Annotated in this window: 22 protein-coding genes and 1 riboswitch; of the genes, 12 read left to right on the top strand and 10 right to left on the bottom strand. The window is 39.7% G+C overall.

The genetic code is table 11. From position 1 onward, the window contains the following. Positions 1–52: 52 nt before the first annotated feature. Complete coding sequence (parC, locus tag MKY07_RS09200; protein ID WP_339264530.1) at positions 53–2482, bottom strand: DNA topoisomerase IV subunit A; 2430 nt, start codon at positions 2480–2482, stop codon at positions 53–55. Next, complete coding sequence (gene parE / locus MKY07_RS09195; protein WP_008408783.1) at positions 2482–4455, bottom strand: DNA topoisomerase IV subunit B; 1974 nt, start codon at positions 4453–4455, stop codon at positions 2482–2484. The genes parC and parE overlap by 1 nt, the downstream gene beginning before the upstream one ends. Positions 4456–4759: 304 nt before the next feature. Here parE and plsY point away from each other — a divergent pair, with 304 nt between their 5' ends. The 4 genes from plsY to MKY07_RS09175 all read left to right on the top strand — a co-directional run bounded on the left by plsY (position 4760) and on the right by MKY07_RS09175 (position 7432). After that, positions 4760–5362, top strand: coding sequence for a glycerol-3-phosphate 1-O-acyltransferase PlsY (plsY, locus tag MKY07_RS09190; RefSeq protein ID WP_008408785.1), 603 nt, complete (start codon positions 4760–4762; stop codon positions 5360–5362). 110 nt (positions 5363–5472) lie between these two features. Further along, the gene (locus tag MKY07_RS09185) at positions 5473–5763 is read left to right on the top strand and encodes a HesB/YadR/YfhF family protein (RefSeq protein WP_008408787.1); all 291 of its coding nucleotides are present in this window, start codon (positions 5473–5475) and stop codon (positions 5761–5763) included. A 146-nt stretch (positions 5764–5909) separates the two neighbouring features. Beyond that, positions 5910–6536 (top strand): YitT family protein, encoded by a 627-nt coding sequence (locus MKY07_RS09180; protein WP_339264635.1) that lies wholly within the window; start codon positions 5910–5912, stop codon positions 6534–6536. Between the two features lie 125 nt (positions 6537–6661). Continuing rightward, a complete protein-coding gene (locus MKY07_RS09175) occupies positions 6662–7432 on the top strand; it encodes an ABC transporter ATP-binding protein (protein WP_014823881.1) in 771 nt (256 codons plus the stop codon). Between the two features lie 51 nt (positions 7433–7483). Here MKY07_RS09175 and metA read toward each other — a convergent pair whose 3' ends face one another. The 4 genes from metA to MKY07_RS09155 all read right to left on the bottom strand — a co-directional run bounded on the left by metA (position 7484) and on the right by MKY07_RS09155 (position 13814). Further along, on the bottom strand, positions 7484–8425 hold the full coding sequence (metA, locus tag MKY07_RS09170) for a homoserine O-succinyltransferase (RefSeq protein ID WP_014823882.1): 942 nt from the start codon (positions 8423–8425) through the stop codon (positions 7484–7486). A gap of 157 nt (positions 8426–8582) precedes the next feature. Then, positions 8583–8690: riboswitch (SAM riboswitch) on the bottom strand. Between the two features lie 72 nt (positions 8691–8762). Next, complete coding sequence (locus MKY07_RS09165; protein WP_339264529.1) at positions 8763–9506, bottom strand: nucleoside-diphosphate sugar epimerase; 744 nt, start codon at positions 9504–9506, stop codon at positions 8763–8765. A gap of 15 nt (positions 9507–9521) precedes the next feature. Further along, the gene (locus MKY07_RS09160; RefSeq protein WP_339264528.1) at positions 9522–13268 is read right to left on the bottom strand and encodes an AAA domain-containing protein; all 3747 of its coding nucleotides are present in this window, start codon (positions 13266–13268) and stop codon (positions 9522–9524) included. Positions 13269–13388: 120 nt separating this feature from the next. After that, entirely contained in the window at positions 13389–13814 is a 426-nt protein-coding gene (locus MKY07_RS09155; protein WP_339264527.1) for a thioesterase family protein, read from the bottom strand. Positions 13815–14056: 242 nt separating this feature from the next. Between MKY07_RS09155 and MKY07_RS09150 the strand changes: the two genes are divergently transcribed. The 4 genes from MKY07_RS09150 (at position 14057) to MKY07_RS09135 (ending at position 16110) form a co-directional block, all read left to right on the top strand. After that, on the top strand, positions 14057–14950 hold the full coding sequence (locus tag MKY07_RS09150) for an AraC family transcriptional regulator (protein ID WP_339264526.1): 894 nt from the start codon (positions 14057–14059) through the stop codon (positions 14948–14950). A gap of 233 nt (positions 14951–15183) precedes the next feature. Then, positions 15184–15519, top strand: coding sequence for a L,D-transpeptidase (locus tag MKY07_RS09145; RefSeq protein WP_339264524.1), 336 nt, complete (start codon positions 15184–15186; stop codon positions 15517–15519). 127 nt (positions 15520–15646) lie between these two features. Further along, positions 15647–15820 (top strand): hypothetical protein, encoded by a 174-nt coding sequence (locus MKY07_RS09140; RefSeq protein ID WP_008407084.1) that lies wholly within the window; start codon positions 15647–15649, stop codon positions 15818–15820. Between the two features lie 134 nt (positions 15821–15954). Beyond that, the gene (locus MKY07_RS09135; RefSeq protein ID WP_014823888.1) at positions 15955–16110 is read left to right on the top strand and encodes a hypothetical protein; all 156 of its coding nucleotides are present in this window, start codon (positions 15955–15957) and stop codon (positions 16108–16110) included. A gap of 69 nt (positions 16111–16179) precedes the next feature. Here MKY07_RS09135 and MKY07_RS09130 read toward each other — a convergent pair whose 3' ends face one another. Then, the gene (locus MKY07_RS09130) at positions 16180–18021 is read right to left on the bottom strand and encodes a DNA ligase D (protein WP_339264523.1); all 1842 of its coding nucleotides are present in this window, start codon (positions 18019–18021) and stop codon (positions 16180–16182) included. Positions 18022–18124: 103 nt separating this feature from the next. Here MKY07_RS09130 and MKY07_RS09125 point away from each other — a divergent pair, with 103 nt between their 5' ends. Then, positions 18125–18949: a Ku protein gene (locus MKY07_RS09125; RefSeq protein ID WP_008407087.1), complete on the top strand. Its 825-nt coding sequence runs from the start codon at positions 18125–18127 to the stop codon at positions 18947–18949. Positions 18950–18996: 47 nt separating this feature from the next. On the opposite strand, the gene MKY07_RS09120 is transcribed toward MKY07_RS09125, so the two are convergent. Further along, positions 18997–19560 (bottom strand): glutathione peroxidase, encoded by a 564-nt coding sequence (locus MKY07_RS09120; protein ID WP_339264522.1) that lies wholly within the window; start codon positions 19558–19560, stop codon positions 18997–18999. Positions 19561–19883: 323 nt separating this feature from the next. On the opposite strand from MKY07_RS09120, the gene MKY07_RS09115 reads away from it, so the two are divergent. After that, entirely contained in the window at positions 19884–21125 is a 1242-nt protein-coding gene (locus tag MKY07_RS09115; protein WP_339264521.1) for an erythromycin esterase family protein, read from the top strand. A 157-nt stretch (positions 21126–21282) separates the two neighbouring features. Here the strand turns inward: MKY07_RS09115 and MKY07_RS09110 are convergent, their stop codons facing one another. Next, positions 21283–21654 carry a VOC family protein gene (locus MKY07_RS09110; RefSeq protein WP_339264520.1) on the bottom strand — a complete coding sequence of 124 codons (372 nt, stop codon included), beginning with the start codon at positions 21652–21654 and terminating at the stop codon, positions 21283–21285. Between the two features lie 195 nt (positions 21655–21849). Here MKY07_RS09110 and aac(6') point away from each other — a divergent pair, with 195 nt between their 5' ends. Both aac(6') and MKY07_RS09100 read left to right on the top strand, forming a co-directional pair. Then, a complete protein-coding gene (gene aac(6'), locus MKY07_RS09105; protein ID WP_339264519.1) occupies positions 21850–22284 on the top strand; it encodes an aminoglycoside 6'-N-acetyltransferase in 435 nt (144 codons plus the stop codon). Between the two features lie 15 nt (positions 22285–22299). Continuing rightward, positions 22300–22740, top strand: coding sequence for a GNAT family N-acetyltransferase (locus tag MKY07_RS09100; protein ID WP_339264518.1), 441 nt, complete (start codon positions 22300–22302; stop codon positions 22738–22740). A gap of 56 nt (positions 22741–22796) precedes the next feature. Here MKY07_RS09100 and MKY07_RS09095 read toward each other — a convergent pair whose 3' ends face one another. Beyond that, positions 22797–23306: a YfiT family bacillithiol transferase gene (locus tag MKY07_RS09095; protein ID WP_339264517.1), complete on the bottom strand. Its 510-nt coding sequence runs from the start codon at positions 23304–23306 to the stop codon at positions 22797–22799. Positions 23307–23314 lie beyond the last annotated feature (8 nt).

Raw genomic sequence — 23314 nt, 5'->3', positions numbered from 1 at the left:
CAATGAATTACTTTTATCTTATGTTTAGATTCCAGCTAATATACATGAATCCCTACTCTGTCTTCTCCACATAGGCGCGGCTAATTGCCCCATCGCCTTCTGTATCAATCCGCAGTGAACCATTTGAATAACGGTCCGCTCTCGTTAAGGATGTCACAGAGATCGTTTCCTGGACGCCTTTTTCTGTTTCAATAGTAAAAGTATTTCTAAAGTTGACAACTAAAATTGTAAAAATTCGGTGCGGGTTCGATTTCAACTCTTTTAAAATGACGACGCCGCGTTTTGCACGGTTGCCAAGTTCAAGTTCCGATAATAACATTCGTTTGACGGCACCACGCTGTGTTACGATTACGAGCTCTTGTTCCTGATCCGGTTTTAACAATGCAACCGCCGCAAGATACTCGCCCTCTTTAACAATAATTCCTTTAACTCCTGCCGTTTTTACCCCTGTTACCGGAAGATCTTCCATAGGGAAACGAATTGTATAGCTCGTGTTCGTAGAAAGCAATACTTCTTCCTGATCTGTAACAAGGCGGGCAAAAATCATCTCGTCTTCACCTTTTAAATTCATTGTTTTAATCGGTTTCGAATAACGAGTGACGATATAATCGGCGAGTGCCGAACGCTTAATTTGCCCCTCTTTTGTAGCCGTAAATACATACACATTCGGCTGATCGAACGTTTCAATACCGATGACTTCGATAATTTCTTCGTTTGAATCGATTGGCACAATACTTGAAATATGCTGTCCGAGATCTTTCCAGCGAATATCTGGCAGCTCATGTACCGGCTGGTAAATGTAGTGCCCTTTACTCGTAAACAGGAGTAAATGATGCTGCGTATTTAAGTTAGCTTCGTACAGCAAGTAATCGGAATCCTTCATCGCAAAATCTTTGCCGTTTGAAGCACTGTGTGAACGAAGGCTTGTCCGTTTTACATAGCCGTCCTTTGTCACGGTTACGACAACTTCTTCACTCGGCACCAATACATCGCGCGTTACTTTAATCTCTTCGATTTCTGCTTCGATTGTAGAAAGGCGAGGTAAAGTAAAGCGTTTTTTAATGTCGTTCAATTCAGATTTAATAACACGGATCAATTTCTTTTCATCCTCTAAAATGGCTTTCAGTTTCACAACAAGCTCATGTAACTCATCTTGTTCTTTTTGCAGTTGTGTAATATCGGTATTCGTTAAACGGTAAAGTTGTAGGCTGACAATTGCTTCTGCCTGTTCTTCCGAAAAGCCGAATTTCTCGATAATGTTATTTTTCGCATCGCGTTTATCTTTTGAAGCACGGATTGTTTCAATCACTTCATCTAAAATAGATAGGGCCTTCATCAGACCTTCAACGATATGTAAGCGATCTTCTGCACGCGTCAAGTCATACTGGGATCTGCGGCGCACAATTTCCTTTTGGTGATCAATATACGCATCCAACATGAGCGGCAGTGTCATCATCATTGGACGACGGTTATGAATCGCAATCATATTGAAGTTATACGAAACTTGCAAATCTGTTGATTTTAATAGAAAGTTTAAAATCCCTTGTGCAGGTACATCTTTTTTCAGCTCCACAACAATTCGTAAACCATTACGGTCCGATTCATCGCGAATTTCGGAAATGCCGTCTAAACGGCGGTCATTTACACGCAACTCATCCATTTTACGAATCATGTTGGCCTTATTTACTTCAAATGGAATTTCTGTAATGATAATTTGCTCTTTATTGCCTTTTAGCTGTTCAATTTCTGTGCGTGAACGGACAATAATTTTCCCTTTTCCTGTTTCGTACGCTTTTTTAATGCCGTCAACACCTTGAATAATACCGCCTGTCGGAAAATCGGGACCTTTAATAACGGTCATCAGTTCATCGACTGTACAGTTTTTGTTATCCAGACGCATTAAAACCGCATCAAGTGCTTCCTGCAAATTATGTGGCGGAATATCCGTCGCATAACCAGCCGAAATCCCTGTTGCGCCGTTAACTAACAGATTTGGGAATCGAGATGGCAATACAGTAGGTTCCATATCCTGATCATCAAAGTTCGGGACAAATTCTACTGTATTTTTGTTAATATCACGTAACAGTTCAGCGGCAATTGCCGATAGACGCGCTTCCGTATAACGCATTGCGGCTGGCGGGTCCCCATCGACAGAACCGTTGTTACCATGCATTTCTACCAGCATATGACGGCTTTTCCAGTCCTGACTCATACGGACCATTGCATCATACACCGAAGTATCTCCATGCGGGTGATAGTTACCGATTACATTTCCGACTGTTTTTGCCGATTTACGGAACGGTTTGTCAAAAGTATTACCTTCATGGAACATCGCATACATTATACGACGCTGAACAGGTTTTAGCCCGTCACGTGTATCCGGTAATGCACGGTCTTGAATAATATATTTGGAATAGCGACCAAAACGGTCACCCATTACTTCTTCTAAAGGCAAATCTTGAAATTTTTCTACAAAACTCATTATTCGTTAACCTCCTCATGCTGGATGAATTCATTTTCTAAAATGCTTGCATCCTCTTCCATGCCGAAGTTGACGTTTGATTCAATCCATTTACGGCGGGGCTCTACTTTATCGCCCATCAATGTCGTAATACGACGTTCTGCACGAGCACCATCTTCAATTTTAACGCGGATTAATGTACGTGTTTCGGGATTCATCGTTGTATCCCAAAGCTGGTCGGCATTCATCTCACCTAACCCTTTATAGCGCTGAATAATATAGCCTTTGCCGATTTTTTTCGTAGCTGCACTCAGCTCCTGTTCTGTCCAAGCATACATAAGCTCCTGCTTTTTGCCGGATCCTTTTGATACTTTATAAAGAGGCGGCAACGCAATATATACTTTTCCTGCTTCGATGAGCGGACGCATATAACGGTAGAAGAATGTCAGCAATAATACTTGAATGTGAGCACCATCTGTATCGGCATCGGTCATGATGACAACTTTATCGTAAGCGGCATCTTCCACCGAAAAATCAGCTCCGACACCAGCACCGATCGTATGGATAATCGTTGCGATTTCTTCATTTTTCATAATGTCCTGCAGCTTTGCCTTTTCGGTATTGATGACTTTACCGCGCAATGGCAAAATCGCCTGGAACGTCCGATCACGACCTTGCTTAGCCGAACCACCCGCAGAATCACCCTCTACTAGGTATAATTCATTTCTTGAAGCATTTTTCGACTGTGCAGGTGTCAACTTACCAGACAGAAGAGTACTTGATTTTTTCTTTTTCCCATTACGGGCATCATCACGTGCTTTACGTGCTGCTTCACGCACTTGTTGGGCACGAATTGCTTTACGCACTAAAGAAGCCGACAGCTCGGCATTTTCTTCAAGCACATACATTAATTGTTCTGAAACAACGGTATCAACGGCTGAACGAGCTTCAGATGTACCAAGCTTTCCTTTTGTCTGACCTTCAAATTGAAGCAGATTTTCAGGAATACGGACAGAAACAATTGCTGTCAGGCCTTCACGAATATCGGTACCTTCCAGGTTTTTATCTTTTTCTTTCAGTAATCCGATTTTGCGGGCGTATTCATTAAATACACGTGTCAGAGCTGTTTTGGCACCTGTTTCATGTGTACCCCCATCACGAGTACGGACATTGTTGACGAACGATAAAATCGTTTCGGAATAGCCGTCGTTAAATTGCAGTGCGAACTCCACTTCAATTTCTTGAATTGTGCCTTCTACATATTTAACCGGATGTAATACGTCTTTTTCTTCGTTTAAGTATGTGACGAACGCTTCAATCCCGTTTTCATAATAGAAAATTTCATGCTGTCCTTCTCCACGGGCATCGATCAGTTCAATTTTTAATCCTTTTAATAAAAATGCAGATTCACGTAAGCGCTCTGCCAATGTATCATAATTATATTTAATGACAGAAAAAATCGATGGATCCGGCAGGAAATGTACAAGTGTTCCTGTTTCCTTCGTTTTCCCGATCATATCAAGCGATGTCGCCGGTTTCCCGCCTTGCTCAAAGCGCTGGCGATAAATTTGGTTATCACGGTAAATCGTTACTTCCAAAAATGATGATAAGGCGTTTACAACAGATGAACCAACACCATGTAAACCACCACTTGTTTTATAGCCGCCTTGTCCAAACTTTCCGCCTGCATGAAGGACGGTGAAAATAATTTCCGGGGTTGGTTTACCCATTTTATGCATACCTGTTGGCATACCACGACCATGGTCACGCACGCTAATACTGTTATCTTCATGAATCTTCACGATGATATGATTTCCATATCCAGCAAGCGCTTCATCCACTGCATTGTCTACAATTTCATACACTAAGTGGTGAAGACCTCGACTATCTGTAGAACCAATATACATCCCTGGTCTTTTGCGTACGGCTTCTAAACCTTCTAATACTTGAATGGCATCTTCATTATACGAAATACCGGTTTGGTTTTTTACCAAATGTAATCCCCTCCAAAAATACAAACAAACGTTCTATTTACTACCTAATCGTACGCTCAAATATGCATGATGTCAATGTTTAAAGGTACTGATTTAGGCTTTGCAAAGATTAATTGTATCATCAAAAACGAACGTTTAAAAGCATATCCTTTAGTAGCAAACAATAAAATGTAACTTTTTCCCTGTTTTTTCACGATGGACGAAAAAATAATACCTCTTTCCTTCTATTAAAAAACATTGTAAAATATTCGATACATACTATTAGTACCAAGTAGTAATTCTGAATTCGAAAGGAGCACAACACTTGATCAACGCGTTAATTATTATTTGTGCTTATTTAATCGGTTCCATTCCATCAGCTTTGTGGATTGGCAAAATTTTTTACAAAACGGACATTCGACAACAAGGCAGCGGCAATCTAGGAACGACCAATACATTTAGGGTATTAGGTAAAAAACCGGGTATTGCCGTATTGCTTATTGATATATTAAAAGGAACGGCTGCGGTATTGCTACCGTTATTGCCGTTTTTTGCAGACAGCACTGTCCACCCGCTATTCTTGGGTGTGATTGCAGCAGCAGGCCATATGTTCCCGATTTTCGCAAGCTTCCGTGGAGGGAAAGCGGTTGCTACAAGCGGCGGTGTTATTTTAGGCTATAATTTACCGTTATTTTTAATTTTAATCATCGTATTTGTCATCGCCTTAAAGTTAACTAAGATGGTGAGCTTGTCATCTATGATTGTATCCGCTGTGGCCGTTATTTATGTAATTGTTCATTGGATGCTGACAGGTGAATATGCATTACTCATTTTAGTTGTCGTTTTGGCAGGCTTTATTTTTTACCGTCACCGTGAAAATATTAAGCGGATTAAAGCCGGTACTGAACCGAAAATTAAAGGATTTTAAACTGTTGACTGAAGGGGTTTCCTTTCAGTCTTTTTTTGTGCCTGAAATTCAGAACGCGAGCTTTGTAAGTTTTTTTTATTTACTGCATAATGGCAATAGAGGTGAAACATATGGAAATCAAACTATCAGAAAAAGCACTCAATTGGTTTAAACAAGAGATGGAAGTAGAAAAAGGCGATTTTATTCGCTTTTATGCACGATATGGAGGTTCTTCACCTTTTCATGAAGGTTTTTCGTTAGGCATGACCCGGGAACAGCCGCATGAAATAGGCGTTGAAACAGTTGTTGAAGGCATTCATTATTATATCGAAAAATCCGATGAATGGTTTTTTAATGAACATCATTTAGTTGTAGATGTCGACAATTCGTCCGATGAATTGCGCTATTCATATGAAAATTAAATACCTATATTCCCTATTCTAATCGGGTCTATTTGCAGCTCAAAAAGTTCAAATGTTTCGAATTTATTGTAAATCCATTTTTGCCGATTCAATCGTTATAATGAGTAAGGATTATATTGAGGATTGATGAGGGATTACATGTGAAAGTGAAACAGGAATTTTATTGGCGCTGCGTATTTTTTATTGCAGGCATCATTGTTTTATCATTAGGCGTCGCATTGACGATCAAAGGACAAATACTGGGCGTTGGGTCATGGGATGTCCTTCATATCGGACTACAAAAAAACTTGGGCTTGACGGTCGGTATGTGGTCCATTATTTTGGGCTTGCTAATTCTGGCTGTTGATACGTTTTTCACAAAAAGATTGCCAAAAGCAGGGACTTATTTGGACATGTTCCTGACAGGGATTTTTATTGATATATTTTTGATAGTATTACCGGATGCGAATACACTGTTAGAACAAACATTGGCGTTTGTTGTTGGCGTTGTCCTGCTCGGCTTCGGCTGCGGGATGTATATGGTAGCAAACCTCGGTGTAGGACCTCGTGATACATTAATGCTGCTGTTGGTGCATCGCCTCGGCTGGAGTGTCAACCGCGCACGGACGACAATGGAAGTAACGGTTGCTGTATTAGGTTTTGTATTGGGCGGACCAGTCGGAGTCGGTACTGTATTTATGGCGTTCGGCTTAGGGCCTGTCGTACAATGGGCACTCAAATGGAACGGAAAGCTGTTCCACCGCGCAGCAGGTGTCGAAAGTATTGTTATATAAATAATGAGGAGAGCAAGCATTATGCGTTTGCTTTCTTTTTTTACATTTAAATTGTTACAATTTTCAAAAAATACTTTCACGACAATGAAAAAAGGTGCATAGTAGTAAGTGGAGGTGTTTTTAAAATGATACATATTGAAAATATCCATTTATATCGTAATGACAAAAAGATTTTAAATGATTTAAGCTGGCATGTACAAAAAGGACAGCATTGGGCTATTTTAGGGTTAAACGGATCCGGCAAAACGACGTTGCTGAAAGTTATTAACGGCTATATTTGGCCAAATGAAGGTAAGGTCCAAGTACTGGGTGAAACATATGGCAAGACGTATATACCGAAACTGCGGACGCGGATCGGCTGGGTCAGCAATGCGATGATCGATAACTTCAACTGGCAGGATAATGCAATTGAAATCGTGCTCAGCGGAAAATTCGGTGCCCTTCGCCTTTTCAATGATGTGACGGAAGAAGAAATTGACCATGCGGTTTCTATTATGAAGCATTTTCACTGTGACCATTTAGCAAATAAATCATTCGAGCATTTGTCTCAAGGTGAACGGCAGCGTGTTCAAATAGCAAGGGCCATTATGGCTGATCCGGAAATTTTAATATTGGATGAGCCATGTGGCGGTCTGGACTTAATCGAACGGGAAAACTTGCTGCAAACAATAGAACAGATTGCACAAGCAGAAAACGGCCCTACCCTAATTTACGTGACGCATCATGTAGAAGAAATACTTCCTTGTTTTAGCCATGTACTTTTAATGAAAGACGGAAAAAATGTCGAAGCCAATGCACGCGAAGTTGTTTTAACAGACGAATTATTAAGCGATTTCTTCGGGCGGGAAATTAGTTTGCAGATCGAACGCGAACGTGCCTGGGTTGCAATTAAATAAAAATGAACCAGCAGGAGTCCACCTCCTGCTGGTTCATTTCATTTACACAAATTAAATATGATATTCAATATTTTCATCGACGTAATGCCATTCATACGGCGTTTCTTGGTATACGTAGTAGTTCAGCCAGTTGTAGAACAACAGATGCGAATGGGCACGCCAAACATTTTTCGGTGCCTGCAACGGGTCGTTATTCGGGAAATAGTTGATCGGAATTTCCGTATTGTCCGGATCTTTCTCAATATCGCGGAAATACTCATCCGATAAAGTCGTTGCATCATATTCCAGATGCCCTGTAATCATAATATGTTTATTGTTTTTCGATTGCACAATAAACACGCCTGCATCATCCGAATAGCTTAATAGTCGCAAGTCAGGGTGTGCCCGCACTTCATCAATTGAAACCGACGTGTGGCGTGAATGAGGTGCCACATACTCATCACTGAATCCCCGCACTAAATCTACTGTTAAATCCGTAATCACATGGGAATAAACACCGGAGCATTTCTTCGGCAATTCGAATTTTCCGATGCCAAAATGGTGATACAAGGCAGCTTGGGCGCCCCAACATATATACATAATCGAAGTGACATGTTCATCTGCCCAGTCCATAACATGCGTAATCTCATTCCAGTATCCAACATCTTCAAAATCCATTTTCTCTACTGGCGCTCCTGTAATAATGAGCCCATCAAAGCGACGGTGCTTCACTTGGTCGAATGTTCGATAAAATGTATCTAAATGTGATTTGGAAACATTTTTTGATTCGTATGTAGCCGTGTTTAAAAATGTCACATCTACCTGTAACGGTGTATTCCCGAGTAAACGCAGCAACTGCAGTTCGGTTTTTTCTTTTTCAGGCATTAAATTAAACACTAAAATATTTAACGGTCGAATTTGTTGCGTTTTCGCACGGTCTTCCTCCATAACGAAAATCTTCTCTTTTCTAAGCAGCTCTCCCGCCGGTAAATGTTTCGGAATATTAATCGGCATTCCACTTTCCCCCTCATAAACTTTTTCAGCAATCTTTTAATAATCTGTAGTTTTCAGGCAATGCATTGTTTTACGATTGAAACAAACTGTTCCAGAACAATATAAAAAGCCCCTCTCATTCCAGCAAAAACAGAAATGAGAGGGGCCTTTTTACCCGTTCTTATCTGCCAAGGTTCACACCTTGCTGGAAGTAGCACCTTTCTAGTTGAACTAGAGGTTGCTGAAGCATCATAAGGCCAAGTCCCTCCGCTTCTCTTGATAAGACTATTAAATTGTCATTAGTGTATCATGTACTTTGTAATTTTGCAATAATTCTAAAAATATTATTTCACGCTTACTAAAGCTGCTCTTTTTCTATATTGAATAACATTGTCTCCAGCTGTTCATCCCATACACGTGTCAATGTATTGTATACCCGCATAAAATGTCTGTTTTCCTTTTGATCGAAAAGCAAAAAACATAGGACCGGTATATCATTAATCTGGATCGATTCCGTCGAAACAACACTTGAAATATAATGCGGTACTTCATCTTCCGCAACCGGTTGTTCGGATAGTTGCTGCTGAATGAACTCAATCAGCACCGCTTCTTCAATTGCTTCGATTTCTTCCGTTTCGATTGTCGGGAAAGGCTCCGGAAACTCCTCCAAATCCGCAAATTCCTCCAGATCACCATCCAGTGGCTGCTCATGGATCGGGCTGTATTGAATAAAATAACTTGTTTCTTCAAGCTCCTCTTCAAAAATGCCCGATTCCAGCTGTGACTTACCCTTAGCGGTAAGTGCAAATTCCTGTTCCTTCACAATCATACCCAGTCGTAACATTTTATTCGTTAAATCATGAATAAATAACGGTTCCACTAACAAAATTTCGGCTAATAACTCAACATTTTTCAGCTTTGCCTTCTCAAATGAAATGAGCATCATCTTCATTAAAATATCCATCGCATTGCGCATCACCGGATGATATTTTACTTCCAATGTGTGAATCGGAATAGCATATTGCATTTGCTTTTTTATTTCAATGGACGGGTTTTGGATGAGTTCTTTCTGCAGCTGTATAACTTTACTTTGTAAATCCATTCAATCCCCCTGTTTCTACACAGCAAAATAGCCGTCTTGCTCTTTTACTGTCGTTAATACATGGGCATACATATCCCGTGTTTTCGCGCTCTTTGGACGCTTTGTAAACATTTCGGTACTGCCAATCATTATGAGCAGTTCCCGTGCGCGGGATAATGCAACATTCAGGCGTCGGTAATCTTTCGCAAACCCGATTTCTCCGCGCTCATTGTCATGATTCCGCACCATGCTGACGATAATCACATCCATCTCCATCCCCTGGAATTTATCGACGGATCCTGTACGGATGTGTAAATGCGGTACACTGATTTCCTGTTCGATCAAACGGTTGATGCGTTTTACTTGCTCCGCGTAGAAAGAAATAACGCCAACCGATTTTAATGCGTCCTGCGGAATCAATCCTTGTGCTTTCGCTTGTTCTGTCGCTGCATTCAATTCAAGCAGCTGCTGTTTAATTTGATCCAGCTCAGCCAAATTGAATAGACTCGAACCTTCCTTCATACGCTCTTCAAAATACGGCTTTTTGTTCGGAATATCGAACCATAGTAAATGGTGTTTCCGCGTAATTTTGGATGTTTCAAGGAAATGGTCACGTACGGCATCCGAATCCTCTAACCCGCATTGCAGCTGTTCGGATTCATTTTCGTAAAACGGTGTGATAGTTGACATAATATTTTTATGCATACGATATTGAAGTGCGAGCATTGTTTTGTTTTGTGACGGCAGATTGTTATAAAGTCGCTCGAACAATGATTCTTCCAGTAACTTTTCAAGCTCCCGTTTTTCTTCAAATGTTGTACTTTCCTTCACAACTTGCTCCAATGTCTCTTCAAACGTCGCATCCCCGACAAGTGGCGGCAGCTGGTGATGATCCCCAACTAAAATGATTTTGGCACCTTTTAACATCGGCAGTAACAGTTCAGGTGGTGTTGCTTTCGAAACTTCGTCAATAATGACAACATCAAATGTCGGATAGTTGTCCATAAACTCTTTATTCGCTGAAGCAACACATGTTGTTCCGATGACATTGGCGTGTTTCACATACAGTTTGCGGATTTCCTCCAAGTCATGGGCATTGGCATTTTTCAATAAGCCGTGCCATTCGTTTTGAAGTTCCGCTGTTACCGGAAGCAAACTAATTTTCACTTCTAGAGTCGCAATCTGTTCAGTAAGCTGTTCGATCTTTTCGTTTACTTCGATGATCGCTAGCTCAGGGTTCTGCTTTGTCAGCTGCTCCAGCTCTGTCCGGCGTTTTTCAAGCTGGACGCCTTCGCTGTTGATCCCTTTAAAGCGAACTGTTAACTGTTCGACAGTCTCAGTACCAAGGGCAATCTGTTCATTTAAAACTGCCAGCTCCTCCGCCTTTTTGTTCAGTTGAAGCTCCACTTTTTCACGGTTTTGGCGCTGTGTTTCAGTTTTCATCTGATCCAGTTCATTTGTTGCGAGCAGTTCTTCCAGCTCGTCCGTGGAATGGTTCAGCGTAATCGATGGATCAATTTTTTCATTGATTGCATCCATTTGGGATTTTACCGCTGTTGCCTCTTCTTCCAGCTGCTGAAGATGCTGTGCTTTCACATCATTTTGCTCTTTAAACTGAAGAATGATTTCCTCTTTCAACTTTTCGAAAATAAGCACGGTTTCACGGATCGCATCCATATATTTATTGTTCAGCTGCTCGATATATTGCATGCGCAAATGAATACCCTGAATGGAGCGGGTTCCGTTTTGAGCATTAACCCGACGGTCCCGAAAAGCGATACTAAGCTTCGTCAAAAACTCCTGAATTTCTTCAAGCGTATAATGATGGCCCATATCCAGCCTGTCCGGTGTTACATGAATACCTAACGCCGTTTCACTGTAATGCAATGCCTTTTCCAGACGTTCCTTCACATCTTTAATCGGTTTATACTGCTCCATTTGCGGCTGAATTCGATCAAGCGCTGTAAGTAAACGGTCCATTGCATAGTTCCGGCGAATATTGTATTCACTCATGAACTCCTCAATTTCGTACACTTTTTTCAAAGAGGCAATTTTATCAACGAGCAAATCATACTGTGACGTTTCATTTGCCTTTTCGATATTCGTTTTGATCCCATTAAAGCGCTGCTGGAAGTGTTCAAGTTGCGCTTTATAGTGACTTTGCGTAAGTTGCTGCTGGAAGTTTTCTCTCGCTTCTTTTAACTGTTGCGCTTGTTCAGTCAGTTGTTCGACAGTCGAGCCGTCTTTTAATTGCTGTTCAAAATTCGCAACGGTTTCTGCTACTGTGCTCTGTGTTGCCTGCAGTTTTTCCAGTTTGCGTTCATTGTCTTCCAATTCTTTTTTGCATTCAGTCAGTTCTTTTTTCAATGCCAGGATCTTATCGGCCAAAACATGCAATTCGGCTTTTGCCGCTTCTTTTTGTTCAATTTGCAGTTCGAGCTCTTTTTGTTTTTGTTCAAGCGCTGCAATTTCATTTTGAGCCTCATTGATCTCATTATTTAAAAGCTGCTCTTTTCGTTCATGCAGCGAAATTTCATGGCCAATTGCTTCGAATGTCTGCTCCTGCCAATAGGTCGCAACATTTTCCTCAATGAACTTTTTCCCTTCTTCTTCAATGCTTTCTGTACGACCGTAGCGTAAAATCCGGATATCCTTGTTTGATAAAAGCCGGCTTAATGCATTGTCGACTGCTAAGTTTGATTGGGAAGCAACAAGTGTTTTCAGTCCTGCCTTTGCATTTTGATAGCAAATTTCCGAAATAACTGTCGTTTTACCAGTACCCGGCGGACCCTGAATGACATACAGATCTTCGGAACTAATCGCCCCTTCGACTGCCTGTTGCTGGTAAGGATTCAGCCGATTATGAAAATCTAGAGGAATCGTTTGTCTGCGTTCAGCAATGACTGGTTTATCTTCAAATAGAATCGTTTCGAGGTTCGCATTTGCGGCCAATCCTTCTTTTAAACGTTCAAACCCTTTTAAAAGGCGTTTTAGCTGTGATTTCGTTGCAGCATTGGAGAATTCGATGTCTTCTGATTGGAACTGAAGCTCATTTTTCCGCGCTAAATTACTGTAATACGGTTTTAACGCAATTTCGACGGTATTCTCGTTACGACGGATTTTGGCAACATCTCCGATTTCCTGGATATAGCCGCGTAAACGCGCACTTAGCCCCTCCAGCTGTTTCCACTGCTTTTTATCAAGGTTATTAATTCGGACGGTCATATGAGAAAAGTCGGCATCAAACGTCACACTTGAAAAACGGGCGTGAATATCTTCAATGTCCGCATTTTTGTTCAATACTTTTAAATAGCCTTCCCAGCTGCTGATTCGCTTATTGACATAATCAAAGCGTTCCTGTGCAATCGGCAATTCGTCAATTGCCTTTAGAAACGGCTCCTGGTATGTATGGCCGCTAATACGGGAGGCAACGAAGCGGATTTTCATCGTGGCGCGGCGATTTGTGACAACTGGTGTCCCTTTGCCGCGTGTTCGAAAACTTTTCGCTACAAGTCCGTTTTTCGGGTCGAAAACACAGTCCATGATGACAACGCGCTCTTCAAACTTGTTTTTAAGCTTTACATTTTTTTCATTGTCGAAAAAGATGGTCAAATGCGTCTGCTCTGCATCGACTGATACTTTCTCAATCGCGACAATGAAATATTGCTGTAAATTAAAAAAGGCGTGTTCATCTGGAACATGCTCCTTCATCGCTTCACGTGCCGTATTCGTCAATAAAATATGACAGCGGGTTTGAATATTCGCGATTGTTTTTGGTGCCATGAACACACCTCCCTCATAGTTTTTTATATACAGTTCCGTTAGGTCGTATATGATTATAACAATATTCGTCTGTTCGATAAAGAAAAAATGCCCTGTTATCAATTTAACAGGACATGTCGATTAACTTTGAATTTTCGCAACTTCCGCATATTTGGCATCCCAAGCAGCATCAATCTTTTTCAATGCGACCGGACGGAAGTTTTCCTTTTTCACTAAAATATGTTGAGACTTCGCCGTTACGGCAACGGTGCCGTCTTCATGCAGAATTTCATAGCCATATGTAGTACGAAGCTTCGTATGTTCTTCAATCCATGTGCGAACGGTCGCCGTTTGTCCATAGCGCATCGCCGCTTTATATTGAATCGAGAAATCCATAACAGGCGATAAATACCCGTCTTCTTCAAGCTTCGCATAATTAAATCCTAAATCCTTCACAATCTGTGAACGCCCGATTTCGCACCAAATGATGTAATTGGCATGATAAACTACACCCATCTGATCGGTCTCCGCATAGCGCACTTCTACTGTTGTTTCTGAAATATACATTCTCTTCACCTCTAGAGGTATTATAGCGCTAAAATGATTGAGTTGTAAGGATAAAAAATCGATATGCTGTTTTAAATAGGGTAATTGATGAAGTGTTTAAACTAAACCAGTAATTCAATATCATCACGCTTCTTTACTTTTTCTTTTAATTTCCAAATACAGCAATTTTGGAACAGTTTTCCTCCAGAGCTCTGGTATACTGATTTTACTGTACGAATGACTATACAGCTAGGGGGATATAAATGGACACAGTAGAAACTTTACAGGGGATTTTAGAGTTTATCGATGAAAATATTACTGAAAATATCAGTCCGGATATTTTGGCTGCACAAGCGGGTTATTCAACTTGGCATTTCAGCCGGGTATTCCAATGGGGTACCGGATATTCGGTGATGACCTACGTCCGGAACCGACGACTTGCCTTTGCTGCACATGAACTTTCTTCAGGCAAACGGATTCTCGATATTTCAGTGGAATATGGGTTTGAGACACACTCTGGATTCAGTAAAGCTTTTCGGCGTTATTACGGCTGTTCACCAGGAACTTACCGTTTGCATGCGGATTGTGGCCGACCATTCCCGCCAAGCTTAACCTGTACGTACAAATACTTTATCGGAGGAATTGTTATGGAACCTAAATTTGTTACACTGCCTGCTATTAAACTTGCCGGATATGCCATTAAAACAACGTCAACTGGCGGAGAAAACTCTACAGCAATCCCAGCTTTTTGGGATGACTATATGAGCGGCGGAAAAATGGAAAAACTTCACTCGGAAAACTTTATTAAAAAGCACGATGAATATGGGGTATGCTACCCGGAAGACCCGACAACCGGAGAATTTGAATATGTAATCGGGGTCGAACCAAAAGCTGGGGCAAAAATTGATGACGAATACCATGTTTGTGAAGTATCTCCCGCAACTTATGCCGTATTTTCTACACCCCCTTCTGATGATAAAAACTTTGTAGCTGCCATTCAGGGAACATGGAATTATATTTTTAATGAATGGTTTCCTAAGTCGGGGTTCGAGTATGCACCAGGTTGTAATGACTTTGAACTATACGATGACCGTTGCATGCTTGATGAAGGGAAAATTTGCGATATCTATATTCCGGTAGTGAAGTCTCAAAAATAAAATCCGAATAAGCTTTTCCAACGATTTCACCTCTAATATTACGTAAAAAATGAACTGGTTTGCATGTAATTATTTTGGGTTAAGCAGCATATATTAGAATAAGGGTTTATAGACTTGAGTCGTTGCTCAGGTCTTTTTAAATTCGCCAAGGAATAAGATCGACAAAAATGGTTTCCTCGAATTAACTGATATCTATATTGCTTCATACTATTTTAAAATTGGAGTTGATCTTCATGGCAATATGGATCGACATATCCACTTTAAAACATCGATTAAAGCTAATGGATGACAATAAACTTATAAAAGCTTACCCGATTGCAGTTGGCAAAATATTAACCCCAACACCTTCTGGTACATACACGATCATCAATAAACAACTTAATCCTCCTGCACCATTCGGAGTGCTTTGGATGGGATTGTCAAAGCCTCATTATGGTATACACGGAACGAATAACCCGGCTTCAATTGGTAAGAATCGTTCACATGGATGTATTAGAATGTTTAATCACGATGTTCTAGAATTGTCATCTAGAGTAACCATTGGTACGAAGGTTTTTATTCATAATTAAATTTGTAAAATCATTGACTTACCTTGAATTTCGAACCTTATTTCTAGCATAAATTTATCTAATATAGTTTAAAACTATTATTATTTTGGGAATAACAAAAATAGAAACTTGAAAAGGGGTAATTATCATGAACATTTCAAAATTATTAGGTGTGCCATATGCTAATTTAAAGACAGCTAAAGTATTTGTTAAACCAGGGCAAGTGGTCGTTACATATAATAAGAAAACATATTTTATTGTAAAAAAGGACGTATTTACTAATATTCTTCATCCATTAAACTATAATGCAATTAATTCTTGAGGCTTGAGAGATATTTTTATCTCTCTTTTTTTCTGCCAAATTTACTGAATCGCTATTTTGTCCTACATACATAACGGATAAATATAAATTTAATTTTCATACTACATCTATACTGTAATAAGGATGTGATTATTGTGGAAGAAACAAAATTTGCAGAACTGGATTTGAATAAACTCGAGGCAATTAAGCAACTGGAACAAAAATTAAATGTTACGCTGATTGCTTATGACTTATCCCCAAGTCATTCAAACCACCATGAGGATGCTCCTATAGTGATTAATCCTTCTTAATGTATAGAAGAAAAGCCTTCGCATAATTTGCGGAAGGCTTTTTTCTAAGTTGACTGCTGGTGCTACCAGCTACACTTGTTTCCCAGTTATTTGATCTAGAGCAGCTCGGAATGGCTGCCGCTCACCCACTTCCCTGAAATTTTTGAAAGGATCCGCCATGCGTTCCAGACGTTTTATTATATTTGGAATCGTGAAAAGATCAGGCGTTAATCCTTCGTTTACTTCTTCCCATAATAATGGAGTGGCGATTAATCCTTTATTATTGCCGCGTGGTGAATATGGTGCCACAATCGTTTTGCCTTCCCGATGCTGGACATAATCCAAATACAGCCTTTTACCCCTGTTTTTCTTCATCCGCTCGATTGTAAACGAATCAGGAAATTGCTGTACGAGAAATCGGCATATAAACTCGGTAAATACACCCGTATCTTCATAAGAAAATGTGTGCAGTGGCAATGGGATATAGATTTGCATGCCCTTTCCGCCAGACGTTTTGATAAAGCTTGTCAGTTTAAAGTAATCCATTATCGTTTTAAACTTTACAGCAGCATCTACCGCCAATCCAAATTCATGAACGGAAGGTGGATCCAAATCGAATACAATTTCTGTCGGCTGTTCTGAAGTGACCGGCTGAAACGGAATATGAAATTCCAAAGCGAGCTGATTTCCCAACCACAGTAGGGATTCGAGATTATTGCACAAGATAAAATGGGTGTCGTCTACTAACTGAGTTGTGATAAATTCCGGCAAGTTTTCGATATAGTTTTTCTGGTAGAAGCTTTCACCGGGTACTCCGTGCGGATAACGGATGACCGTCAATAACCGGTCCTGCAGAAAAGGCATCATCATGGGCGCTACCGTCTGTAAATAATACAAATAGTCATCCTTTGTAATATGGCTAGCAGGAAAAACTGGTTTGTCCGGATGGGTGACGATGACACTTTCCGGAATCGGGTTTAATTGTCTCTGCATTTGCTGCCAGTTGCACTCGGTAACGTCCAGATGATGTTGGAACGAATGAAAGCGCGGCTCTCTCAGTTTACTGCCATCGAAATCAATACAGGCAACGGTTACGCAAATTGAAGGGGGAATCTCGAATATACTTTTCTCCTTCACTGTCCCTTTCGATTTAAAAAAGGCGATCAATGTTTTGCTTTCTTCCTCGGACAAACCATGTTTAAACGAAACCACTTCCATAAGCATGTCTTCTTGATAGATTGCACCATTAAAAAAACCGTTTAATTGATCAAATTTCGTGAGGATGACATTTACATGTTTCCAGTTTTTTATTTTCTGCCAGCTTTTCGTTCTCGTATTTTCCAGCCATTTGCTGCTGCGCTTTTTCGCAATGATCCCTTCCCCATTATGGGACGTTACTTTTTGCCAAAGTAAATGCGGATCTTCAAATACATCAATCGCTTGAAGTCTCTTTGAATCATTATATTGAACAGTGTCAAGTAAATTGAGCCGTTCAAAAAGATCGGATAATAATTGTTTTCTTGTTGTTAATCGGCTATTTCCCTTATCTTTCCCTTTTAATTTCAGTAAATCAAACACAATATAATGACATGGAAATGTCTTTGCATTCGATTCGATATTTTTTTGATTCGTCATTTTTCCGCGCTTTTGCACAAACGAGAATTTACTTTGAAAATGATTGATTAAATAAACGATTTCTCCGTCAAAAATCAGCGGTAAATATGGTTCGATTTCAGCATAAATACTCTTACAGAAACGAATGATTTCTGGAAATTTTTCATTTAATACATTCCCATTTCGGCTTTTCAGCTCAGGAATATTTTTACCCTTGTCCCAAACTAAAATACAGCGATAACCGTCATACTTTGCCTCATACAACCAATCGTCACCTAATGGAATATCCGGTACATCGGTTAATAACATAGGTTTCACATATAGGCCAACTTTCATTTTTATATTTATGCTTTGTTTTTTTTCGCAGACAATACATAAATTAAATTTTTAGTCCCATAGTAAGGAAAAATGAGGTGACAACATGCATACTGTCTGGAAAGGTAGTATTAGTTTTGGCTTAGTAAATATTCCCGTAAAGCTACATGCCGCAACTGAAAATAAAGACGTTAAACTTCGGCAGCTCCATAAGGAATGCCATACACCGATCAGCTACAAAAAGGTGTGTGAAGGATGTCAGGCCGAAGTAAAGGATGAAGATATCGTAAAGGCATACGAATATACAAAGAACAAATTCGTCGTTTTGGATGAAGAGGATTTGGAAAACTTGCGTAAAGAAAATGAGGACAAATCCGTAGAGATTATAGATTTTGTTAAGCTGGAAGAAATTGATCCGATTTATTTTGAAAAAACATACTATTTATCACCTGATAATACAGGTGGAAAAGCTTATGTCCTATTACGAAAAACGTTGGAGGAATCAGGTAAAATCGGTGTCGCTAAAATTACGATCCGGTCAAAAGAGCAATTGGCCATTGTCCGTGTCTATAAAAATACATTAGTTATGGAGATCATTCATTTCCCGGATGAAGTGCGAGATGTCGGGGATGTACCGAATATACCAAGTGTTGAAGCAGTCGTGCAAAAGGAACTGGATACGGCCCTTATGCTTGTTGAACAATTGACAACAGAGTTTGATCCAACCAAATATACGGATGATTACCGTACAGCGCTCATGCAGCTGATCGAGGAAAAGAAAACGGAAAGTACGGTTGTGGCAAACGAAAAACGACCGCTGCCTGATAATGTGACCGATTTAATGTCCGCATTACAAGCATCCCTGGATAAGACGAAGAAGCCGAAAACGAGAAAACGTGCAACCACTACAAGGACAAAAAAGAATGCATAAAATAAAGCCCATTTCCATTGAAGGAATGGGCTTTATTTGTAATGTGATTATTTTACAGCTGCAGTTTCCAAAAGCTGTTCAATCGCATTTTCGATATCCAGGAATGAAGCATCCGACTCAAAACGTTGAATGACACGGCCGTTTCGGTCTACTAGGAACTTCGTGAAATTCCAGCGAATATTGCGACCGATTAAATAATCAGGATAGTTTGTTTGAATTGTATTGTACAAATGTTTTTGCTGCATTGTATCACGTACAAATTCCGGACAATCAACCTCGTGTTTTAAGTAGTTGAATAGCGGATGAGTCTCTCTGCCATTCACATCGATTTTATCAAATACTGGATATGTAACACCGAACTGTAGCTTGCATTGTCTTGCGGACGTTTCTCCGTCTTCCGGGTTCTGCTCGCCAAATTGGTTGCATGGAAATGATAGTACTGTGAACCCTTTTGCTGCATAGCGTTCATATAACTTTTGCATGTCTTCATATTGAAAAGTAAATCCGCAGTTACTTGCCGTGTTCACAATTAACATCACTTGATCACGATAAGTTTCCATTGACAGGATCTCACCGTTCGTTTTTTTCACTAAATAATTATAAATACTCATTAAGTCATTCTCCCTAATTCAGTTAGTATAAAACTATCATATTATAAAATTCTACGAAGTACAAAATTACTAACCTGAAAGTTGTAAAAAGATTAAGATTTAATGAGCAAAATTAAAGGCGCATTGGATTCACGAGGAATCATGCGCCAAAATCATTCGATGGCTAACCGACCATCGTTACTAGCATCACCAATTATTTTATATTTATACAAAATAATTTTCTTTTGTTTTTTTTAATATGCTCCCGAGTAATTTACACGCAGCTGGGTATTCATATGAGTAGTACGGGAAAGATAACGTTGTATGAAAGGAGCGAAAAAAAGATGCCAAGAAAACTGGTAGCTGCAATAAAAGAGCACGCCCTTCCCTTTAACGAACATGGTTTAAATAAAATTGTCGAATCGATTGGAAATGCCCAAATTGTGATGATCGGTGAAGCGTCGCACGGTACATCGGAGTTTTACACAGTCCGCGCAGAGTTAACTAAACTTCTGATCAATCAAAAAGGGTTTAATATAATCGCTGTTGAAGGAGACTGGCCATCTGCACAGGCAGTAAACCGCTATGTAAAAGGTTATGAAGATGACAATGCAACTGCCACAACAATTTTAAAGGAATCTTTTAACCGTTGGCCGCAATGGATGTGGGCAAATGAAGAAGTAAAAGAATTCGTAGAGTGGCTAAAGGATAAAAATGACACATTGAGCAATAAAGTCGGGTTTTATGGTATTGATTTATACAGTCTCTTTGAATCGATGGATGAAGTAATACACTTTTTATCTGAAAACCCTAAGTATAAAGCAGATTTTGAGCACGCAAAGAAGGCATTTTCCTGCTTTGAACCTTACAACAGAACGCCCGAACATTATGCCCTTTCCACTGCTCAATTTACGGATGAATGTGTCCGTGAAGTAACAGATTTGCTGAAATCACTGCGAAATAACAAGGAACAGTACTCGAATAAACATGAGGAAGATTTAAATGTCATGATGAATGCGCTTGTCGCGAAAAATGCTGAAACGTATTACCGCGAAATGATGCAGGATGCAATCTCGTGGAATACACGCGATTCACATATGGTGGAAGCGATCAATGAATTATTGAAATATCACGGTGATGATGCAAAAATCATTATTTGGGAACATAATACACATATCGGAGATGCATCCGCCACAAGCATGAAAGAAGATCAGATGATCAACGTCGGTCAACTTATTCGTGAACAATATGGAATGGACAATACTTTTGCGATCGGCTTCGGGACGTATGAAGGTACGGTCATCGCTGCTGACAGCTGGGGAGATCCTTTGCAAATAATCCAAGTTCCCTCTTCCAAACTCAACACATGGGAAGGACAGCTCCACGCAGCTGGCGGACAAGATAAAATACTGATTTTTACTGATGCGAATCGGAAATTATTCAATGATCGGATTGGGCATCGTGCAATTGGTGTTGTCTATCATCCTGAATATGAAGTATACGGAAATTATGTTCCATCCAATATTGGTTCAAGATACAATGCATTTATTTACATTGAGCAGACGAAAGCTTTAAAACCTTTATAAAGCAAGCCTACGTTGATCGTATGGCTTGCTTTTTATTTTTAGGCTCTGTTGAAACGCTGTGATATAACGTATTAAGGAAAGATAGATTCGCTTTAATATTTTTATCTTTTCATCATTTTTGTTGTGTACTGATATTAGGAAATATATTTATCATAAATCACCAGTGAACTTGAAGTTTATTCCCATTTGGGTCATAAAAATGGAAAAAAGCATGCCCATTATCTTCTTTTATATCTTCGACCGTAACTTGATGATCAATTAAGTGTTGATGAAATTTAGATAGTTCAGGACTCGTGAAGCCAATGCTAAATTCCTGGTTATTATCAATTGTGAAATGGGCAAATGTTTCATCTTCAGTAGGAACTAAGATTAATAAGAATGGTCCTTCATTTACTTTTAAAATGGCTCTTTCCACAGTATTGTTTAGTAATTGGAACCCTAATATATCACTGTACCATTGTGCAGACACTTCTAAATGCTTTACAGGAATTCGAATATAATGGACTTGTTCAATAAATGACTTACTCAAAGCAATTTCTCCCCTTTATTAAATCAGCTATATAAAAGAGTTCCCTTTTTAAAAGCCTTTTCCCTTCCAATTTTTGCAATAGCTCGACCTTTAAATGAAAATAAATTTTTTGACGATCCAGTACATAACCACCTATCACCTTCCATTTTATTCTATAATAGTAATTATACTTATTACTATAATCAGGAGGAACCTATGATTAAAGAAGCGACACTGGACCAAGCATCTGCAGCAGCTCACCTTGCTTTACTCCTTTGGCCAGGTAATGATTTACAAGAATTCGTACAGAACATGGAAGACGTTATTACAAACCAGAACAGTACTATTTTCTTAGCATTTAACGATGGGGAACCAATTGGTTTTGCACAATGTCAGCTCCGGTTTGACTATGTAGAGGGTACACATTCCACACCAGTTGGCTATTTGGAAGGCATATATGTAGTTGAGGCTTCCCGTAGACAGCATTTCGCGCAACAGTTAGTACAAGCATGTGAACATTGGGCTAAAACAAAGGGATGTACAGAGTTTGCAAGCGACTGCGAATTGTCTAATCAGGACAGTATAAACGTTCATCTTAAATTAGGGTTTACAGAAGCAAACCGCATTGTCTGTTTTACGAAAAAACTTTAAAAGGAGCGATTCATAGTGGAACTTAAAAGAATGAAAGAATCCGATTTAGAAACATGTACAGAAACATTTATAAAAGTATTTAATGCAGAACCGTGGAATGACAACTTGAACGATGAAAGTGCGCACCAGTATTTATCCGATTACTACAATACCCCAAACTTTCTAGGTGTAATTGCTATCGAAAATGATGTACTGCTTGGCTTTATAATGGGCGTGCAACGGAAGTGGTATAGTGGCGATGAATATTTCATCCATGAAATGTGCGTCAATCAAACGTTGCAAAATAAAGGAATTGGAAAAGCGATGCTCAACTATTTAGAAATCCAGTTGAAAGAGAAATCAGTTGAATCGATGACACTGCTCACAAACCGAAATATTCCGGCAGAACATTTTTATAAAAATAATGGCTTTGATGAAATTGAACGTCTCGTCTTTTTATATAAGGAAATAAAATAGTAGACTTACAAAAAAATGGCTTACCACTGTTTGGTAAGCCATTACAATAAAAATAATTAATTTGATAGGGCGATTTTAATATGAGCGAAATGATGCTCTTCATGCCATGCCAATTTCGCTAATTTTTTGGCAACTGTGATTGGCCCGTTTGTCTCATGTGTAAATTCACGTTTTAGCTGGTCTTCAGTTATACGTTGACCTAACGAAACGATCCGCTCATTAATACCTTCAAGCATTTTAATCGAACTTTCTACAGGTAAGTCATTGTCTGGCAGTACTGCCCACTTTTCTTGATTAAATCCCGGCACTGTCGGGTTATCGTCCGTTAGTGCCAGCTTCAGCCGCTGATACATGTTCAGCTGTGAATCAGCAATATGATGAACAAGCTGACGAACTGTCCACGCACCTTCGCGGTAAGTTTTGTTTAACTGCTCTTCATTTAATGAATCGACCACTTCTCTTAAACGTGTCGTAAATGATTCCGTTTGTTGTAACCATTCCTTTACATTGTCAAGTGTCACCTGTTCAGGTACTTGCAATGGACCAATAGGAAACTTTACATCCATGTTAAAAC

The sequence above is a fragment of the Solibacillus sp. FSL W7-1472 genome (assembly GCF_037969775.1).
GTDB classification, from domain to species: domain Bacteria; phylum Bacillota; class Bacilli; order Bacillales_A; family Planococcaceae; genus Solibacillus; species Solibacillus silvestris.
The sequence above is the reverse complement of the archived record's forward strand: the minus strand, read 5'-3'. Positions and strand labels throughout refer to the sequence as shown.